Here is a 16,164-nt window from a genome sequence, read left to right on the forward strand (position 1 = left end):
CTTTTGACGGTCAAAACAATTATTTACAACAAAAATATGTCAGCAATTCTGAACAAAAAGCAAGGAATGCAATACCGCCGCTTTGGCAAGACAGAGAAATACTTGAGTACGATCACTCTGGGAGGCATGCGTTTCAAAAATGGCTGGGACGATCCCCGACGTGAAATTCCAGCAGATACTTTTGAAGAATGTTTGAATACAGTTCAGCTGGCATTTGATGCAGGTATCAACCACATTGAAACGGCTTGGGGTTACAAAAAAAGCGAAACCGTTTATGGCAAAGTTTTAAATGAAGAGTTGGCTATTCCGCGCACTTCCTATCATTTAATGACTAAGGGAAGCCCGATGACCGCAGATGCAACTTATGAAATGGTAGAAAATCAATTGCGTGATCTGCAAACCGACTACCTTGATTTTTATGGTTGGCACGGGATGAACACTCCGGACTTGCTGGAACAAAGTTGCAAAAGTGGCGGAGCGGTTGAAGCACTTCTCAAACTAAAAGAAGAGGGCGTAATAAAACATGTTGGTTTTAGTACCCACGCACCATTGCATGTAATTGTGCGTGCCATTGAAACCGGCTTGTTTGAGTTTGTAAATCTACATTATTACTACTTCAACCAGCGAAACCTGGCAGCAGTACAAATGGCCGAAGTTCACGATATGGGCGTTTTTATCATCTCGCCAAACGATAAAGGCGGCCAGCTTTTTAATCCTTCGGCCAAAGTAAAAGATGCCACTTTCCCTTTAACTCCAATTCAGTGGAATGCACGGTTTTGTTTAAATAATCCGGCCATTCACACCCTTTCGTTTGGCATAACAGAAAAAGAACATTTTGAGGAAATGAAAGGCATTTTCCCGACCACATCGCCATGGAGTCAGACAGATTACGAAATAAAACTAAAACTCGATAGCTCTTTATTCGATGATCCGTATGCCGTTTACGAGGGTTTTGAAATGCAGAACGATCCATCAGGAATTAACATTCCGGAGGTTTTGCGTTTACGCCGGCTTTGGAAATCGTATGATATGATCGATTTTGCGAAATACCGCTACAAAACATTTACTGAAAAAAGCCACTGGTTTCCGGGAGAATTACCCACACAAGCCAATCTCGACAAAATTGATACGGCTAAAATTCCGGCTCATATTCCGTTAAAAGAACTGCTTGCCGAAACTCACCGGGCGTTATATAAAGTGGAATATAAATTAGCTAAAAATTAATACCTTAGAGCGGTAAACCAAAAACCGTTCATAATGAAATCTAATCGAATTCTTTCAACCGCAATTATTATAATTGCTCTGTTTTCCTTTTCGCAACTTTTTGCCGTCAACTATTATCAAATTAAAGTTTATAATTTAGACAATCCCGGGCAGGAAGAACGCGTAGACAACTATTTAAAAAGTACTTTTCTGAAAGCTGCACACGAGGCTGGAATTGAAAACGTTGGCGTTTTTAAACCCATTGAAACCGATCCTGATTACGGTAAAAAAATATTTGTTCTTATTCCACTAAAAGACCTGAACGACATTGTGAAACTGGAAGATCAAATCATTCGCACAGAATTAAACTCAGACGATTCCGATTACATAAATGCAGCCCACGACAATCCGCCATTTCAGCGTGTTGAGACTATAATTTTAAAAGCATTTTCGGAAATGCCTAACTATCACAAACCGGCTTTCGACACGCCAAAAGAGGAACAGATATTTCAGATACGAAGTTATGAGGGAGCTACCGAAAAGCTGTATCGGAAAAAAGTGGAGATGTTTAACGAAGGTGGTGAAGTTGCCTTGTTTAACGACCTTGGTTTTAACGCCGTGTTTTTTGGCGAAGTACTGGCCGGAGCAAATATGCCCAACCTTATTTATATGACGTCGTTTAAAGACATCGATTCGAATAAAAAACTTTGGGAAGCATTTGGTTCTCACCCCAAATGGGAGGAATTAAAAAACAATAAGGCCTACGCCAATACGGTTTCGCATATCGATAACTGGTTATGTCATCCAACTGCTTATTCCGACTTTTAAATAATTCATAAACAACCCTTAATAATCCTTAAAAATTATCGTATGTAATAGTCAACCGCAATCAGGACTTGTTGTTATATTGAAATAATTCTATTTTTGCGGCATGTTGTATCACAAAGTATTTCCACATAAGTCGTCTGATACCTGGGTAGTGTTTGTACACGGTGCCGGGGGAAGTAATGTAGTATGGTTCAGACAACTGCGCGAATTCAAGAAACATTTTAATGTTCTTTTGGTAGACCTGCGCGGACACGGAAAATCGAAAAAAGAATACACTAGGGAAGAGATTTATGCCTTTGATGAAATTGCATTGGATGTGATCCGCACCATGGACCACCTTAAAATCATCAAGGCTCATTTGGTAGGTATTTCGTTGGGTTGTATTGTAATTCGAGCTATGGATAAACTGGCACCGGGACGAGCCGAATCCATTATCCTTGGTGGTGCTGTTGTTCAGTTTAATTCGCGTATTAATGCGCTGGTTTCTGTAGCAAAATTAATGCACTCGATATTCCCGTACATGTGGTTATATAAAATCAACGCATGGATTCTGATCCCTTACAAAAAGGACATTGCGTCGCGTAAATTGTTTATACGAGAAGCCATTCGTTTGGGTGAAAAAGAATTTAAAAAATGGCTGCGCATGTCAACCGAAATTAAAATTAACCTGCAGGAATTTCTGATGAAAGAAGCCTCTGTTCCGGTACTTTATTTGATGGGTGATCGCGATCATATGTTTTTGCCTACGGTATCGAACCTGGTAAAAAAACATTTTAACTCAAAACTGGAGGTTATCAGTAACTGCGGCCACGTTTGTAATATCGATCAACCCGATATTTTTAACGAACGTTGTATTCAGTTTATTAAGAGTATTACTACCTAAGCTTATTTAATCCGATTCTAAATTTTACCCCTCGAAAATTAATCCGCAAGTTTTAAATACTTTTCGTGTCCAAAATTCAAGCTTAACCCTAAAGAAGGTATGCAGGTCGAAAAATTTGTTCTGCGCACTTTGGATATTTTAATCATAAGACCATAATGGGGTTATTAAATTTATGTACACAAAAATAATTTCACTCATAACACTGCTAATAATTGCATTGTCGATCAATTCGTTAGCATCAGGAAAAGATTGTAACATTTCGTTTGACGTTAGAAACGAGAAAGAAATTTATTTTGCTAACGACACAATAATAGTGCTGGTAAAAGTAGAACTGGACGACGACTTTTGTGACGAAGCGGCGGAGGCAACAAAAGTATTTTGCAAGGGATTAAAAATTTGTGAACGATCAGAATGGAATACCATATCAAAAAATACGGTAGGGCAAAAACTGACATTGACTGTATTAAGTGGAAAAAATAAGAGCGTAATAACGGCATATCGTAAAACCGGGCATTACAACTGTTTTAGCCAGATAGAATTCAGTGTGAGGGAAGAAGAGCAGTGATGAACAAAACAGAAAAAAATCAGAAGGAATGGATATTGAGGGGATTGATCTATTTTTCGATCACTTTGTTACTCGCCGATTTCATATACAAAAGTTATTACGGCATTAATTATCAAACCCGCGAAAACTGTATTCTGTACACCAACCTACCGCGTTGGGCATTTCTTATCTACGAATTTTCGTTCGACCTTTTTATGACCGTTTTAGTGGGGATTTTCATTGGAACACTTTTGCAAAAACACTTTACCAAATACAAACGGTTTTATCCGCGCAACCAGTTTTCGGCTTTTCTCTACGCAGCAGTCATACCGGTCTGTTCATGTTCAGCAATTCCGATGATGGGCGCCATGCAAGGTCAATTGCGGTTGCGTACTATTATTACTTTTGTGGTTGCAGCCCCCCTTCTCAATCCTTATATTGTCGCGCTGTCGTTTACCGTTTTAGGCAATGAATACGCCTTTTTGCGCATTGTTTCGTCTTTACTTGTGGCATTGGGTGCAGGTTATTTTGCTGAGTTCGTTGCACCCAAAACGGCCATTTCAGATCCCGAAAAATTACTGAATTGTTCAAGTAATTCAACATGTACAGTACCCGGAAAAAGTATATATTCTGAGACCTTCCGTATTTTCAAAAAACTGTTTCCCTACCTGTTAATTGCCGGTTTAATAAGCCTTGCATTCGAGGTTTTTCAACCAACTGAGCTACTTGAAAAATTCCAGTTAAAAGAAGGACCGCTTAGTTCCGCGGTTTTTATTTTAATCGGGATGCCCATCTACTTTTGCAACGGCGCCGACATTTTATTTTTACAACCGCTGGTAAATTATGGCGATTTGTCGATGGGGTCATCAATTGCTTTTTCATTAACCTCAACAGCTATTTGTGTTTCGTCGTTTATGATGCTACTAAAATACCTCGGAAAAAAACTAACAATACAACTCTCGCTTTTTATCATGGCCGCCATATTTATGATGAGCCAATTAATTGAAATCTTAAATTTTTAACATGAAGAAATATTTGTTATCGACGCTATTCGTGTTCTCCTTGATCTTTACCGTGCAACAGCTTAATGCCTGTGAAATTGAAATAAGTATTGAGGGCGATAAAAAAGAAACTTACGCCGCAGGTGAAGAAATAATTATAAAAGTGGATGTTGTGTTCACTCACAGGGTTTGCCCGGAGGGTATTGAAAATACCAAATTTAAATACGACGGATTAAAAGTTTTGGGCGCTACTAAGTGGAAAGAATATGAAACAGGCAAGTTTGAAAGAAAACTAAAAATAAAAGTGCTTGAAGGGGAACAAAAAGAAATAATTCTTGAAGCCATACGCTCTTGCGACAAAGAAGGTGGTTATGGAAAAATTAGTTTAACTCGTCATTCTGTTGCCTAAATGATATCCATTAACAAAAAACATATCTACAAGCTTTTTGGGCTGATCATTATCGTGGCAACATCGTTTTTGCTGCTACCAAAACAACTCTCGGCACATGCTCAGGATAATGATGTTTTTGAGGAATTTACTGATGATTATAATCCGGGGGAGCAAAGCAATTGTTCAACTTGTGCCGATGCAACAACGTGTGGAACCGGGGAAGGCACAACTGCCCCACCATGGTTAAAATTTGGTCTGCTGTTTCTTGCTGCTGCGGGAGGCGCCGTTTATATCACAAAAAAACTGAACTGGAAAATTGCAGCATTACTGCTATTACTAATTACATTAGGTTCTATTCCAAAACGCGAAGCGTGCCTTTTAGAAAAGTGCCCGACAAATCTTGTACTGATATCCGAATCATCGCTTCCGAAGAACGAAGAAGACGAATTTGAACCCTTAGAAGAAGAAAAAAGCAGCGATGAATTTGAGACTTTCTCTGATGATAACGAATTTGAGGAATTCAATGGTGCAGAAGAATTTGAATCAACCGGTAACCTGGATGAGTTTGAAGACCTTAGTACCACTGTCAATATAGAAGATACAGAAGTTTCCATTTGGAAGGACAAAAATTTCAGACTGTCGCTTTTAGTACTGGCATTAACAGCTATCGCCGGTATTTTAGTTCGTTTTAAAACCACCAGAAAGCTGAAAACATTAATGTTGTTGGGAACAATTATCTACCTTGGTTTTATAAATGGTGCATGCCCATGTATGATCTCCAGTTTTCAGAACACAATAATGTACATCCTTGGAATAGAAATAAACCCAATGCATATGCTTTGGTTTTTAGGACTGATTCCTTTAACCTATTTCTTCGGAAAAGTCTGGTGTGGATGGGTCTGTCATTTAGGTGGTTTGCAGGAATTTATTTTCCGTCCCGGAATTCTTAAGGTGCTTCAAAAACGGAAATCACAAGTCATTTTTAAGTGGATTCGAATTTCAGTGCTAATCATTTTGGTTGTACAGATCATAATTACAAAAACAAATATTTTCATTCATTACGACCCGTTTAAAGTTGCCTTCAACTTATTCTCAGCCAACACACTAGGTTACATCCTGCTTGCTATATTGCTACTTTCTTCCGTTTTAATCTATCGACCGTTCTGTCGTGTAATTTGCCCCGTAGGGCTGATTCTTGGTTGGATATCGCATATTCCCGGAGCTTCAAAATTAAATAAAAACGAGAGTTGCATCGATTGTAAAAACTGCAGCAATGCTTGTCGCCACAATGCCATGACATACGAAAACAAAAAAAGTCATCTTGATAACGAAGACTGTATCCTGTGCGGCGACTGCATGGATACCTGCAAATTTTCTTCTTTAGAAATTAAAGGAATTGCCAAATGAAACGAACATGTTTATTTCTCCTACTGTGTACTCTGTTTCTAAACGTTAAAGCTCAATGGGAATGCCCCAGCAAACTGGCCGCCAATCTTGATCCGGTTTTTAACAGCCCCTTACTTCTGGGTAGCGAATTTCAGCTCTCAACAGGTATTCTGGATGGAAGTTCCATTAATACCGCAATGGCATTTGCCGGCCTCGATTATTCAACAAAAAATCATTCCTTTTATATTGAAGGAGGTTTTAAAGCCTGGGGTAAGTACGATTTCGATCAAGAGGTATTATTCGATCAGTACCGGTTCGGATTGCGCGAACTATTTTATCAATACTCTGGCAATGTTAGTAGTTTTTCACTTGGGTTACAGACTTCAACCCTAGACGACCATTACCTTTTGAATGAACGTATTGCTGGGGCAAATTTTAAGCTCGATCTCGGTAAATGGAAACTGAATGTTTACGGCGGATCTGTTACAAAAGATTTCGCCCGAAACGGCATATTTTGTACCACGGGTTTTATCTATGACCTGTCAACCGGGCAAGACCAGGTACTTTTAGGTAATAATCTTGGTGATAAAAATCTGGCAGCTTTTACTTTTTCATTCTTCCCTCAGAAGGAGAGAAAGGGCAAAGCAGTAACTACGGAATCGGACACTGATGGGATTGAAGTTTTTGATGAATTTGAATCAACCGACGAATTTGGCACTTTCGAGGAAACGACCTCGGAGTCTCCTTCAAAGAATCCAAAAATTAGTTTAGAAAATTTCGGTTTGGTAGCCTACAGCGAGTTTGGCGATTGGATCACCAATACATTTTACCATGCCGGATTGTTTGCCAGTATAAAATTACCCGGAGAGATTTATTTCAATCCTGAAGCATTATTTCAAATTGAAAATTCGAACAAAGGCATAATCTACCTGGTCAAACTCGAAAAATCATTCAGTTTGAAAAATGGTAATCGTTTATCGCTTAACGCAGCCTACTATGGATTCTCTGAAATTGATGAAAATGCTATGGTTCTTAATTCATATAGTAATATTCTTGCCGGTGAAGTAATTCGGCTTGATGCTGTAAATATGCCGCTTTACCTTGTTGGTGCGAAATTAACTCTCCCTTCAAACAAAATCCATGTTAAACTTCAGCACGCCGGACAAGCCGGTTCCGGCGATTTAAAAGAAGTTGATCTTGAAATAGGGAAACAATTCAAACGCTTCCAGTTAAATGCCAAAGGCGGCATAATTAACGGGGGAGATCTTACCGAGAAAGCTTTATTGGGACGCCTCGAAGCCAGGTTTTACTTTTAAACAATACACGATGGAAAACAAGAAAAGAACAGTTAACTCAGAGACACGGCGCAGGTTTATTGGTAACGGACTAAAGTTTGTATCCGGTAGTGTTTTACTTAGTCCTTCGATTTACTCTTGTTCAAAAAGTTTCTACAATACACTAACCATTGATGAAGCCAAATGTATTGGTTGTGGCGATTGCGATGATGTTTGCAATTATAGCGCCATTATTATGAATGGTGAATCAAACTATTCTATTAATGTTAGCGACTGCACGTTATGCAGTTGGTGTGTTAATGTTTGCGAAGATGATGCTATTCAAATGCCGGAAAAAAGTTATTTGATCAATGCATCGGATTGTACGGGTTGTAATGAATGTATTCCTTCGTGCAACTATTCTGCATTAATGATCGCTTCAAATGCTTTCTCGATAAAATCTGGATGTGTGGGCTGTGGTGATTGTATTGAAGTTTGCGAGAATGAAGGTCAGGCCATAAGCTATGTTGTTGAGAATTATTCGGTTCGTTCCGGTCGTTGTCATGGTTGTGTTGAACGATGTTCAGGTGCATGTGACTACGATGCCATTTCAAGGGTGAATGGACATTCAAGCATCGATACGGCAAAATGTACAAAATGTGGCAAATGCCTGAAAGCCTGTCCTCACAATGCCATTAAAAATGCCTATGTGGCAATCGATACTGATAAGTGTACACACTGTGGTGAATGTTATAACGCTTGTACTTACGATGAAATTGAAAAATCCGGGAATTCAGATACTAACACATCATACATTGAACGGCTATCTTGTACGAACTGTGGTGAATGTATTGAAACCTGTCCTGAAAATGCTATTTATTTGGAACAAAGTGGCGATTATTCCCCGGAAATATTGAGTGATAAATGCACTGATTGTGGCAAATGTTACACAATTTGCACCGAGCAGGAAGCCGTCAACCGTGAGCTCGCTGTTGCTCAGATCGATCAGTATAATTGTATGAAATGCAACAAGTGCTTTGATATCTGCCAGTATGATGCAGTAATTTCAGGATAAAAAAATTCCCCCCGCAAAATACGGAGGGAAAATTTTATTCAAATAATATTTTATTCGGCCGCCTAGTGGTGATGGTACTCTGCGATAATCTTTTTCACATCAGAAGGAGCTACACGACCGTAAACTTTTTCACCAACTGTTACAACCGGCGCAAGACCACATGCTCCCACACAGCGCAAACAGTTAATCGAAAACTTACCATCTTCGGTTGACTCTCCAACTTCAACTTTCAGCTGACGTTTGAATTCGTTTAACACCTGCTCGGCACCACGAACATAACAAGCTGTTCCCATACAAATCGAGATAGGATTTTCGCCTTGCGGAATCATCGTAAAGAAGCTGTAAAAAGTAACAACTCCATAAACCTTTGCCACCGATGTTTTTAATTCTTTGGCGATCACTTCCTGCACCTCTGCGGGCAAATAGCCTAACTTGCTTTGCACCTGGTGAAGCACATTTATCAGCTCGCTTTCTTTATTTTCAAATTCAACACAAATATCTTTTATGAGTTGTATTGTATTCTCTGCTAATTCAATTTTTGGCATGATTGACGTTTTTTAAATTTTTAGAATTAAAGCATTTTTGCATTAAAGCATTCATGAACTAAGTCCTGTCGAAATATTCGGTGTGCAACAGATGATGTGCTTTTTCGCTCATTGGTTCACCCAGGAACTTTTCATACAACTCAATAATATGTGGATTCTCGTGCGATTTACGCAGCGTTTTGTTTTTGTCTTCCTGATACAGGGCAGCTTGTCGTTTTTTCAGAACTGATGCATCACCATGGTGATAAGGCTGACCTCCACCACCGATACATCCGCCGGGGCAGCTCATAATTTCAATGGCATGAAACTCACTTTTACCAGCCTGAATATCTTCGAGCAATTTTCGGGCATTGCCCAAACCATGCGCAATTCCAATTTTTATTGGTAATCCATCAAAATCGATGGTCGCCTGTCGGATACCTTCCATTCCGCGCAGTTCATCAAAATCAAGACGAGGCAATTCTTTTTTCGTATGCACTTCATAGGCAGTACGAACCGCTGCTTCAATTACCCCACCTGTTGTTCCGAAGATTACTCCGGCACCTGTTGATTCACCCAGCGGATTATCAAAGTCTTCGTTAGGAAGTGCAGTAAAATCAATATTCGAAAGTTTGATCAGTGCTGCCAACTCACGGGTTGTAAGTGCGTGATCAACATCCGGATTGTCGTTTGTTTTAAACTCGTCGCGGCCACATTCGTATTTTTTAGCCACACATGGCATAATTGAAACGACCACCAAATCCTCGCGTTTAATTCCCAACTGATCGGCAAAATAGGTTTTGGCAATAGCACCAAACATCTGTTGTGGCGACCGTGCAGTTGAAGGAATTTCTTTCATTTCCGGAAACTGGTGTTCAAAGAATTTCACCCACGCCGGACAACACGAAGTAAGAATAGGAAGTTTCACATCTTTGTCGCCAGCCAAATGTTTTCCCAAACGATTTAGCAATTCGGTACCTTCTTCCATAATGGTAAGGTCGGCAGCAAAGTCGGTATCAAAAACATGATCGAAACCCAAACGGCGCAAAGCAGCAACCAGTTTTCCGGTTACAAGCGAGCCAGCTTCCATTCCAAACTCCTCACCCAACGCAGCACGTACTGCAGGAGCAGTTTGTACGATCACTGTTTTTGTCGGGTCAGAAAGTGCGCGAATCACTTTTCCGGTTTCGTCAACTTCGGTTAATGCTCCGGTCGGGCAAACTGCCACACACTGGCCGCAATAGGTGCATACCGAGTGATCGAGATTCATTTCGAAAGCCGGTGACACCACCGATTCAAATCCACGGTTGATGGCCGATAAAACACCAACGGTTTGAACCTCGTTACACATCGTTTCGCAACGACGGCACATAATACATTTGTCCACCTCGCGAATAATCGCAGGCGAAGTATCTTCGCGGTAAGTCGACTGCTCTCCTTTATAATGAATTTCGCGAATTCCAAGATTGTGCGCCATATCCTGTAGGTCGCAGTTGCCCGATTTTGCACAGATCAAACAGTCGAAAGGGTGATCGGAAAGAATCAATTCCATCACTGTTCTGCGTGCATTGATCACACGCATCGAGTGCGTATTAACGTTCATTCCTTCGCTTACATCGGTACAACAGGCCGGTGCCAGGTTTCTGCGGCCTTCCACCTCAACCACACAAATCCGACAACCACCGGGTTTGTTTTCAATGTTCAGGTCATCAAGTTTCATGTGGCAAAGCGTTGGAATATGCATGCCAACACCCGCCGCTGCTTCAAGAATTGTGGTACCTGATTTTACCACAACCGGTTTATTATCTATCGTAAGATTTACTGTATCCATAATTTCCAGGTTTCAAGATTAGGTTAGGGTAATTGCATTGAATTTACATTTCTCGTAACACACACCACATTTAATACACAATGTTTGATCGATAAAATGCGGCGCACGGCGCTCGCCAGAAATCGCACCAACCGGGCAATTGCGGAAACACAGTGTACAACCGGTACAAAGGTCTTCAACAATATCGTAGCGCAACAGCGATTTACACTGGCCGGCCGGACATTTACCATCGTGAACGTGAGCCTTATATTCGTGTTCGAAATTGTTTATGGTTGAAAGCACCGGGTTAGGCGAAGTTTGTCCCAAACCACAAAGTGCTGTATCTTTAATTACCACACTTAAATCTTTCAACTTTTCAATGTCTTGCTCTTCTCCTTTTCCCTGCGTAATTTTATCTAACAGTTCGTAAAGACGTTTATTACCAACACGACACGGTGTGCATTTTCCGCACGATTCTTCCAATGTAAAATCAAGATAGAATTTCGCGATGGAAACCATACAGTCGCTTTCATCCATTACGATCATTCCGCCGGATCCCATCATTGAACCGGATGCTAAAAGGTTGTCGTAATCAATCGGGATATCCAGAAAATCTTTGGTTAAACAACCTCCCGACGGACCACCGGTTTGAACGGCTTTAAACTCTTTTCCATCTTTAATTCCGCCACCAATATCGTAAATCACTTCGCGAAGTGTTGTTCCCATCGGCACCTCAATCAAACCAACATTGTTGATCTTTCCGGCCAATGCAAATACTTTTGTTCCTTTTGATTTTTCGGTCCCGATACTGCTGAACCACGCAGCTCCCTTGTTTATAATCACCGGAATATTTGCAAAGGTTTCCACGTTATTCACGTTGGTAGGTTTTCCCATGTAACCAGACACAGATGGAAACGGCGGTTTAAACGTTGGTTCGCCACGCAAACCTTCCATCGAGTGGATCAATGCAGTTTCTTCGCCACAAACAAAAGCACCGGCACCATAACGTAATTCAATACGGAAATTAAAACCACTACCTAAAATATCATCTCCGATTAATCCGTATTCTTCGGCTTGTTTTATAGCAATTTTCAGGCGCTGAATAGCCAGCGGATATTCTGCTCGGATGTAGATCAAACCGGTGTCGGCACCGATACAATAACCGCAAATGGCCATTGCCTCCAGAACCGAATGTGGGTCGCCTTCCAAAATCGAGCGGTCCATAAATGCGCCGGGATCTCCCTCGTCGGCATTACACACCACGTATTTCTGATCGTTTTCTACATTTTTGGTAATCTCCCATTTTAATCCGGTTGGGAATCCACCACCTCCACGACCGCGAAGACCGGAGTCTTTAATTTCTTTTATTACCTCCTCAGGCGTATGTTCTGTTAAACATTTTCCCAGCGCCTGGTAACCGTCGCGGGCAATATACTCATCAACATTTTCCGGATTAATGAATCCACAATTCTTCAATGCGATACGGATCTGTTTTTTGTAGAAATCCATACCTTTTGAATCGCTGATTTGTACATCCTTGTTCGGATCGGTGTACAATAAACGTTTTACGGGGCGCCCTTTTACAATGTGCTCTTCAACAATTTCAACAACATCGTTTGGCGTAACCTGAACATAGAATGTGTTGTCGGGTAATACTTTTAAAATCGGTCCTTTTTCGCAAAAACCAAAACAACCGGTCAGTACAACCTGAACCTCGTTTTGCAGGCCCAAATCCGGAATTAGCTGATTTAAACGATTTTTAATCTCGTCGCTTTCCGATGCTTTACACCCGGTTCCACCACAGATTAAAAGATGCATTTTGTAGTCTGTCATAGTTTTAGGTTTGAAATTTTAATCGTCTATGGTTTTAAAACTTACGGGTATAATTCCATCAACCAGCTCGCCGCGTTTGATATACACATCGATAATTTCGCTGGCTTTTTCTTTTTTCACATGTCCAAAAACAACGGGCTCTTTTCCGGGTAGCGTAACTTCAACGGTTGGTTCTGCATAACAGTAGCCCATACAACCCGTTTGCGTAACCACCGCGTCGATGGCTTCCTGCTCCAATTGTTCCACAAAAAACTTCATGGTTTCTTTAGCACCGGATGCAATTCCACACGTGGCCATACCTACTTTAACTTGTACAACCTGATCAGGATTAGCGCTGTTTTCCCTGAGTTTGATTTTCGACTGAGCTTCTTCCTTCATCTTCCGAAGATCAGCCAGTGATTTAATTTTTGCCATATCGTTTGATTGTTTATTCGTTATTTTTTCGCCTCTATCTCTTCTATGTTTGTTTTTATCAGTTCCAATATTCCCTCCCTGATTTCCTTCAGCTGGTACGAAACACCACCAAGTGCTTCTTTCAATTCTTCCGAGCTTAAACTAAACTCTCCTTTTTCTGTTTTATGCCGGTAAATGAGTTCCCCATTTTCGTAACTTAAAAACAGCAGGTACAGGGTTTCCCAGATATCTCCCAGCGGAGGTTTATCAATATTCGACAACTGAAACGTGGCTTTTAAAACCGTGCCGACATTCTCTTCCGATTCTATTGAAAAAATGCCACCTGCCGCCTCCGCATTTTGTTTTAAAAGCGGAAGTCCCAGCCCCACTTTTCGGGTAGTTCGCGATGTAAAGAACGGATTAGTTGCTTTGGCCAATGTTTCACGGCTCATTCCGCAGCCGTTGTCCTTAATAATCAACGAACAAAGGTCAATTTTTTTATCCTCTTCAACTATGATTTCAATCAACGTCGCTTTTGCGCCAATCGAGTTTTGTACGATATCAAGAATATGTTCCGACAATGTTCTCATGAAATTTGAACAAATCTACTATCTATTTGATTCAGAGCCATTTTAACCTCATTAAAATTCAATTCCTCAAGATGAAAAACCGAAAAACGAGTTCCGATCTGATCTAAAAAATGGGCATCTGAATTATAAATCAATGAAATTTTATTTTCTAAAGCATAATGTTTTCGAACATGATTTTCAGTGGTTTTACCTGTAATCCCCATCGCATCAAACTGCAGGTTATAAGGAATAAAACCCAGGTGACTGAACAAACCGTTTAAGGGACGATTTACATGCGCCGGAATAAAAATCCCACCCAGTTCGTACACCTTTTTCTGAACTGATGAAATTCCTTTTTTCAAAGCGGATGTGAGGTAATACGGAACCAACTGCAATACATTTTCATCTTCATCAACAACCGGCTGGTAACCAAAGTGTCCGTTACGATTCGGAACATGCATAATATTTTCTTCCAGATAGTACTGAAAGGCATCCAATGCTCTGTCGTTCTCAAAAAATGCCAGGCAATGCACTTCTTCTTTTGTAGTGACTTCGGCACCAGTGAGCACCAAAATCCCTTTTTCGCGAGCTAAGTCGCGGATAACCTTTGCATTAAGCGTTGAATTATGATCGGTTATGCCAATAAGCTGCAATCCTGCCTTTTCGGCCTGGTCCACAATTTTACGTGGAGCCATTTCCAAATCGGCACAGGGCGAAAGTACGGTATGAATATGTAAGTCGGCCCTGAATTCGCGCATGATACTAGGTTAAAGTGATGTATAAATTTCCGGCCATTTCAAAAGTAGCTTTATCGGTTCCCAATACAGGAATTCCTTCTTCGTTGCTATGTTCAATGGTGTCTTCTTCAGGTTCAAATCCTTTCACAAGAATTACTGCAGCCAGTTCTTTCAACGAAGCAATGGCCATCACATTCTGGTGAGTCTGCAAGGTAATCCATACCTGGCCTTCCTCGGCATTTCCCATTACATCGCTAAGCAGGTCTGACACATAGCCACCACTAATCTCGTTTTCCAGCCCTTCTTCGCCGGAAAATACTTTTAATCCAAATTTTTCAACCAGTTCAGAAACCTTCATTTCTACCTCCTTTTTTGTTACAGTCTGCATCAAAACGATTTTTACCCCAGGCTTTCTCCAGGTTTTTAGTCGCTTTTTCTATCGTAATTTTAGTCTCGTTTAAATAGCGGTTTTGTAAGAAAATACAATCGGTCATTTTTGCTTTCCCCTGCACCATATCTTCGGCCAGTGCATGGCAATTGGGTGCGCCGCAACTTCCACAGTCGATTCCCGGAAGCTGGCACAGAATCCGGTCCACTTTCCGCATTTTCTCCAATGCTTTCAGACGGTCGGTGTCCAGTGCAAAAACGTATCGCGGTTCAATCGCATCGGCTTTCATTTTATCCTTTATCCCTAAACAGCTAACTGCCGAAATATCGATTGAAGAAGCGTGCGGATAACGTTTCGATCGTTTTTGCAATCGTTCAACAGTAAGAAAACGGTTGCCGGTTAGCAAAATCCCTCCGGCACATCCCTGGTGGCACGATTTTAATTCGAGAAAATCAAGCACAGGAACCTCATCATTTTCCATGCGCTCCAGAATTTTCACCACATTGTGAATACCGTCAACCGCCATCGAATTTCGTTTAAAGTGTCGGGCTTCGCCACGCGGAAGACTCCACAAAATACCATCGAGCGTTAGATTTTTACGTAATGGCGCGGTGTCGGTTTTTTCCGATTTATCGATTACCCGCATGATATGATTGTACAAATCACTCATTTTTATCAGGCCATCCACTGCCGAAACTTCTTCTCCCAAAGGCCGTTTTACGGCAGCCATTTTTGCCGAGCAAGGTGATACATAAAAAGTACCAATTTCTTCGCGTTTAACACCTTCTTTGCTTAATAACTCAATGGCATGGCAAGCTGCCAGATCGTGAGGCGCTTTTACCGGCACAATATTATCGACCAGCGAAGGATAGCGCGACTGGATTAACCGCACAATAGCCGGGCAAAACGACGAGATCATTGGTTTATGCGTCGCTTTTTCAACCTCCTGTTTTATCTCGTTAATCAACAAACCAATGGGTTGCTCTACCTCGAAAATATGAGTAAAACCAAGCTTCAACAGTGCTTCGTAAATTTTCCCTTCGGAATAAATCTCAGGAAACTGCCCGATCAGCACCGATGGGAAAAGCACCACCCGGTATTTGTATTTATTCAGTTGCTCCAGACTATCGTGCTCCACATAAAAAGCATCAACCGGACAGGCACGCAGGCAGTTGCCACAGTCAACACAACGATCGGCATTTATTTTTGCCACGCCTCCCCGTATGCGGATAGCCTCAGTCGGACAAGCCTTCATGCAGTGGGTACACCCCATACATTTTTGCTTGTCAACCTTTATCGCATGATATTTTTCAACATTCTTCATC

Annotated in this window: 17 protein-coding genes; 9 read left to right on the top strand and 8 right to left on the bottom strand. The window is 41.0% G+C overall.

Annotation, left to right across the window (positions count from 1 at the left end; all coding sequences use genetic code 11):
- The first annotated feature begins 36 nt into the window (after window positions 1–36).
- The 9 genes from SLH46_RS15660 (at window position 37) to SLH46_RS15700 (ending at window position 8,585) form a co-directional block, all read left to right on the top strand.
- Window positions 37–1,224 (top strand): aldo/keto reductase, encoded by a 1,188-nt coding sequence (locus tag SLH46_RS15660; protein ID WP_320282149.1) that lies wholly within the window; start codon window positions 37–39, stop codon window positions 1,222–1,224.
- A gap of 33 nt (window positions 1,225–1,257) precedes the next feature.
- Window positions 1,258–2,031, top strand: a complete 774-nt coding sequence (locus SLH46_RS15665) for an NIPSNAP family protein (protein ID WP_320282150.1) — start codon at window positions 1,258–1,260, stop codon at window positions 2,029–2,031.
- A gap of 103 nt (window positions 2,032–2,134) precedes the next feature.
- Entirely contained in the window at window positions 2,135–2,914 is a 780-nt protein-coding gene (locus SLH46_RS15670; protein ID WP_320282151.1) for an alpha/beta fold hydrolase, read from the top strand.
- A gap of 172 nt (window positions 2,915–3,086) precedes the next feature.
- The gene (locus SLH46_RS15675) at window positions 3,087–3,479 is read left to right on the top strand and encodes a hypothetical protein (RefSeq protein ID WP_320282152.1); all 393 of its coding nucleotides are present in this window, start codon (window positions 3,087–3,089) and stop codon (window positions 3,477–3,479) included.
- Window positions 3,479–4,480 (top strand): permease, encoded by a 1,002-nt coding sequence (locus tag SLH46_RS15680; RefSeq protein WP_320282153.1) that lies wholly within the window; start codon window positions 3,479–3,481, stop codon window positions 4,478–4,480. Before SLH46_RS15675 ends, SLH46_RS15680 begins: the two co-directional genes overlap by 1 nt.
- A gap of 1 nt (window position 4,481) precedes the next feature.
- Window positions 4,482–4,868: a hypothetical protein gene (locus SLH46_RS15685; protein ID WP_320282154.1), complete on the top strand. Its 387-nt coding sequence runs from the start codon at window positions 4,482–4,484 to the stop codon at window positions 4,866–4,868.
- Entirely contained in the window at window positions 4,869–6,257 is a 1,389-nt protein-coding gene (locus SLH46_RS15690) for a 4Fe-4S binding protein (protein WP_320282155.1), read from the top strand.
- The gene (locus tag SLH46_RS15695; protein ID WP_320282156.1) at window positions 6,254–7,552 is read left to right on the top strand and encodes a hypothetical protein; all 1,299 of its coding nucleotides are present in this window, start codon (window positions 6,254–6,256) and stop codon (window positions 7,550–7,552) included. The genes SLH46_RS15690 and SLH46_RS15695 overlap by 4 nt, the downstream gene beginning before the upstream one ends.
- Before the next feature lie 10 nt (window positions 7,553–7,562).
- Window positions 7,563–8,585 (top strand): 4Fe-4S binding protein, encoded by a 1,023-nt coding sequence (locus tag SLH46_RS15700; RefSeq protein ID WP_320282157.1) that lies wholly within the window; start codon window positions 7,563–7,565, stop codon window positions 8,583–8,585.
- A gap of 62 nt (window positions 8,586–8,647) precedes the next feature.
- Here the strand turns inward: SLH46_RS15700 and SLH46_RS15705 are convergent, their stop codons facing one another.
- The 8 genes from SLH46_RS15705 to SLH46_RS15740 are packed head-to-tail and all read right to left on the bottom strand — an operon-like array spanning window position 8,648 to window position 16,163.
- Window positions 8,648–9,130 (bottom strand): NADH-quinone oxidoreductase subunit NuoE family protein, encoded by a 483-nt coding sequence (locus SLH46_RS15705; RefSeq protein WP_320282158.1) that lies wholly within the window; start codon window positions 9,128–9,130, stop codon window positions 8,648–8,650.
- Between the two features lie 58 nt (window positions 9,131–9,188).
- Window positions 9,189–10,940 carry an NADH-dependent [FeFe] hydrogenase, group A6 gene (locus tag SLH46_RS15710; protein ID WP_320282159.1) on the bottom strand — a complete coding sequence of 584 codons (1,752 nt, stop codon included), beginning with the start codon at window positions 10,938–10,940 and terminating at the stop codon, window positions 9,189–9,191.
- Window positions 10,941–10,958: 18 nt separating this feature from the next.
- On the bottom strand, window positions 10,959–12,752 hold the full coding sequence (locus SLH46_RS15715) for an NADH-quinone oxidoreductase subunit NuoF (RefSeq protein WP_320282160.1): 1,794 nt from the start codon (window positions 12,750–12,752) through the stop codon (window positions 10,959–10,961).
- 18 nt (window positions 12,753–12,770) lie between these two features.
- The gene (locus SLH46_RS15720; protein WP_320282161.1) at window positions 12,771–13,166 is read right to left on the bottom strand and encodes a (2Fe-2S) ferredoxin domain-containing protein; all 396 of its coding nucleotides are present in this window, start codon (window positions 13,164–13,166) and stop codon (window positions 12,771–12,773) included.
- Between the two features lie 20 nt (window positions 13,167–13,186).
- Window positions 13,187–13,735, bottom strand: a complete 549-nt coding sequence (locus SLH46_RS15725) for an ATP-binding protein (RefSeq protein WP_320282162.1) — start codon at window positions 13,733–13,735, stop codon at window positions 13,187–13,189.
- Window positions 13,732–14,472, bottom strand: a complete 741-nt coding sequence (locus SLH46_RS15730) for a PHP domain-containing protein (protein WP_320282163.1) — start codon at window positions 14,470–14,472, stop codon at window positions 13,732–13,734. Before SLH46_RS15730 ends, SLH46_RS15725 begins: the two co-directional genes overlap by 4 nt.
- A gap of 4 nt (window positions 14,473–14,476) precedes the next feature.
- Window positions 14,477–14,839, bottom strand: a complete 363-nt coding sequence (locus SLH46_RS15735) for a DRTGG domain-containing protein (protein WP_320282164.1) — start codon at window positions 14,837–14,839, stop codon at window positions 14,477–14,479.
- Entirely contained in the window at window positions 14,796–16,163 is a 1,368-nt protein-coding gene (locus SLH46_RS15740) for a [Fe-Fe] hydrogenase large subunit C-terminal domain-containing protein (RefSeq protein WP_320282165.1), read from the bottom strand. Before SLH46_RS15740 ends, SLH46_RS15735 begins: the two co-directional genes overlap by 44 nt.
- Between the last annotated feature and the right edge of the window lies 1 nt (window position 16,164).

The sequence above is a fragment of the Draconibacterium sp. IB214405 genome, from assembly GCF_033963885.1.
Lineage (GTDB): Bacteria > Bacteroidota > Bacteroidia > Bacteroidales > Prolixibacteraceae > Draconibacterium.

What these genes read in the sequence shown, in the direction of transcription:
- SLH46_RS15660 (WP_320282149.1), top strand. Translation starts at nt 37, where the DNA reads ATGTCAGCAATTCTGAACAAAAAGCAAGGAATGCAATACCGCCGCTTT.
- SLH46_RS15665 (WP_320282150.1), top strand. Translation starts at nt 1,258, where the DNA reads ATGAAATCTAATCGAATTCTTTCAACCGCAATTATTATAATTGCTCTG.
- SLH46_RS15670 (WP_320282151.1), top strand. Translation starts at nt 2,135, where the DNA reads ATGTTGTATCACAAAGTATTTCCACATAAGTCGTCTGATACCTGGGTA.
- SLH46_RS15675 (WP_320282152.1), top strand. Translation starts at nt 3,087, where the DNA reads ATGTACACAAAAATAATTTCACTCATAACACTGCTAATAATTGCATTG.
- SLH46_RS15680 (WP_320282153.1), top strand. Translation starts at nt 3,479, where the DNA reads ATGAACAAAACAGAAAAAAATCAGAAGGAATGGATATTGAGGGGATTG.
- SLH46_RS15685 (WP_320282154.1), top strand. Translation starts at nt 4,482, where the DNA reads ATGAAGAAATATTTGTTATCGACGCTATTCGTGTTCTCCTTGATCTTT.
- SLH46_RS15690 (WP_320282155.1), top strand. Translation starts at nt 4,869, where the DNA reads ATGATATCCATTAACAAAAAACATATCTACAAGCTTTTTGGGCTGATC.
- SLH46_RS15695 (WP_320282156.1), top strand. Translation starts at nt 6,254, where the DNA reads ATGAAACGAACATGTTTATTTCTCCTACTGTGTACTCTGTTTCTAAAC.
- SLH46_RS15700 (WP_320282157.1), top strand. Translation starts at nt 7,563, where the DNA reads ATGGAAAACAAGAAAAGAACAGTTAACTCAGAGACACGGCGCAGGTTT.
- SLH46_RS15705 (WP_320282158.1), bottom strand. Translation starts at nt 9,130, where the DNA reads ATGCCAAAAATTGAATTAGCAGAGAATACAATACAACTCATAAAAGAT.
- SLH46_RS15710 (WP_320282159.1), bottom strand. Translation starts at nt 10,940, where the DNA reads ATGGATACAGTAAATCTTACGATAGATAATAAACCGGTTGTGGTAAAA.
- SLH46_RS15715 (WP_320282160.1), bottom strand. Translation starts at nt 12,752, where the DNA reads ATGACAGACTACAAAATGCATCTTTTAATCTGTGGTGGAACCGGGTGT.
- SLH46_RS15720 (WP_320282161.1), bottom strand. Translation starts at nt 13,166, where the DNA reads ATGGCAAAAATTAAATCACTGGCTGATCTTCGGAAGATGAAGGAAGAA.
- SLH46_RS15725 (WP_320282162.1), bottom strand. Translation starts at nt 13,735, where the DNA reads ATGAGAACATTGTCGGAACATATTCTTGATATCGTACAAAACTCGATT.
- SLH46_RS15730 (WP_320282163.1), bottom strand. Translation starts at nt 14,472, where the DNA reads ATGCGCGAATTCAGGGCCGACTTACATATTCATACCGTACTTTCGCCC.
- SLH46_RS15735 (WP_320282164.1), bottom strand. Translation starts at nt 14,839, where the DNA reads ATGCAGACTGTAACAAAAAAGGAGGTAGAAATGAAGGTTTCTGAACTG.
- SLH46_RS15740 (WP_320282165.1), bottom strand. Translation starts at nt 16,163, where the DNA reads ATGAAGAATGTTGAAAAATATCATGCGATAAAGGTTGACAAGCAAAAA.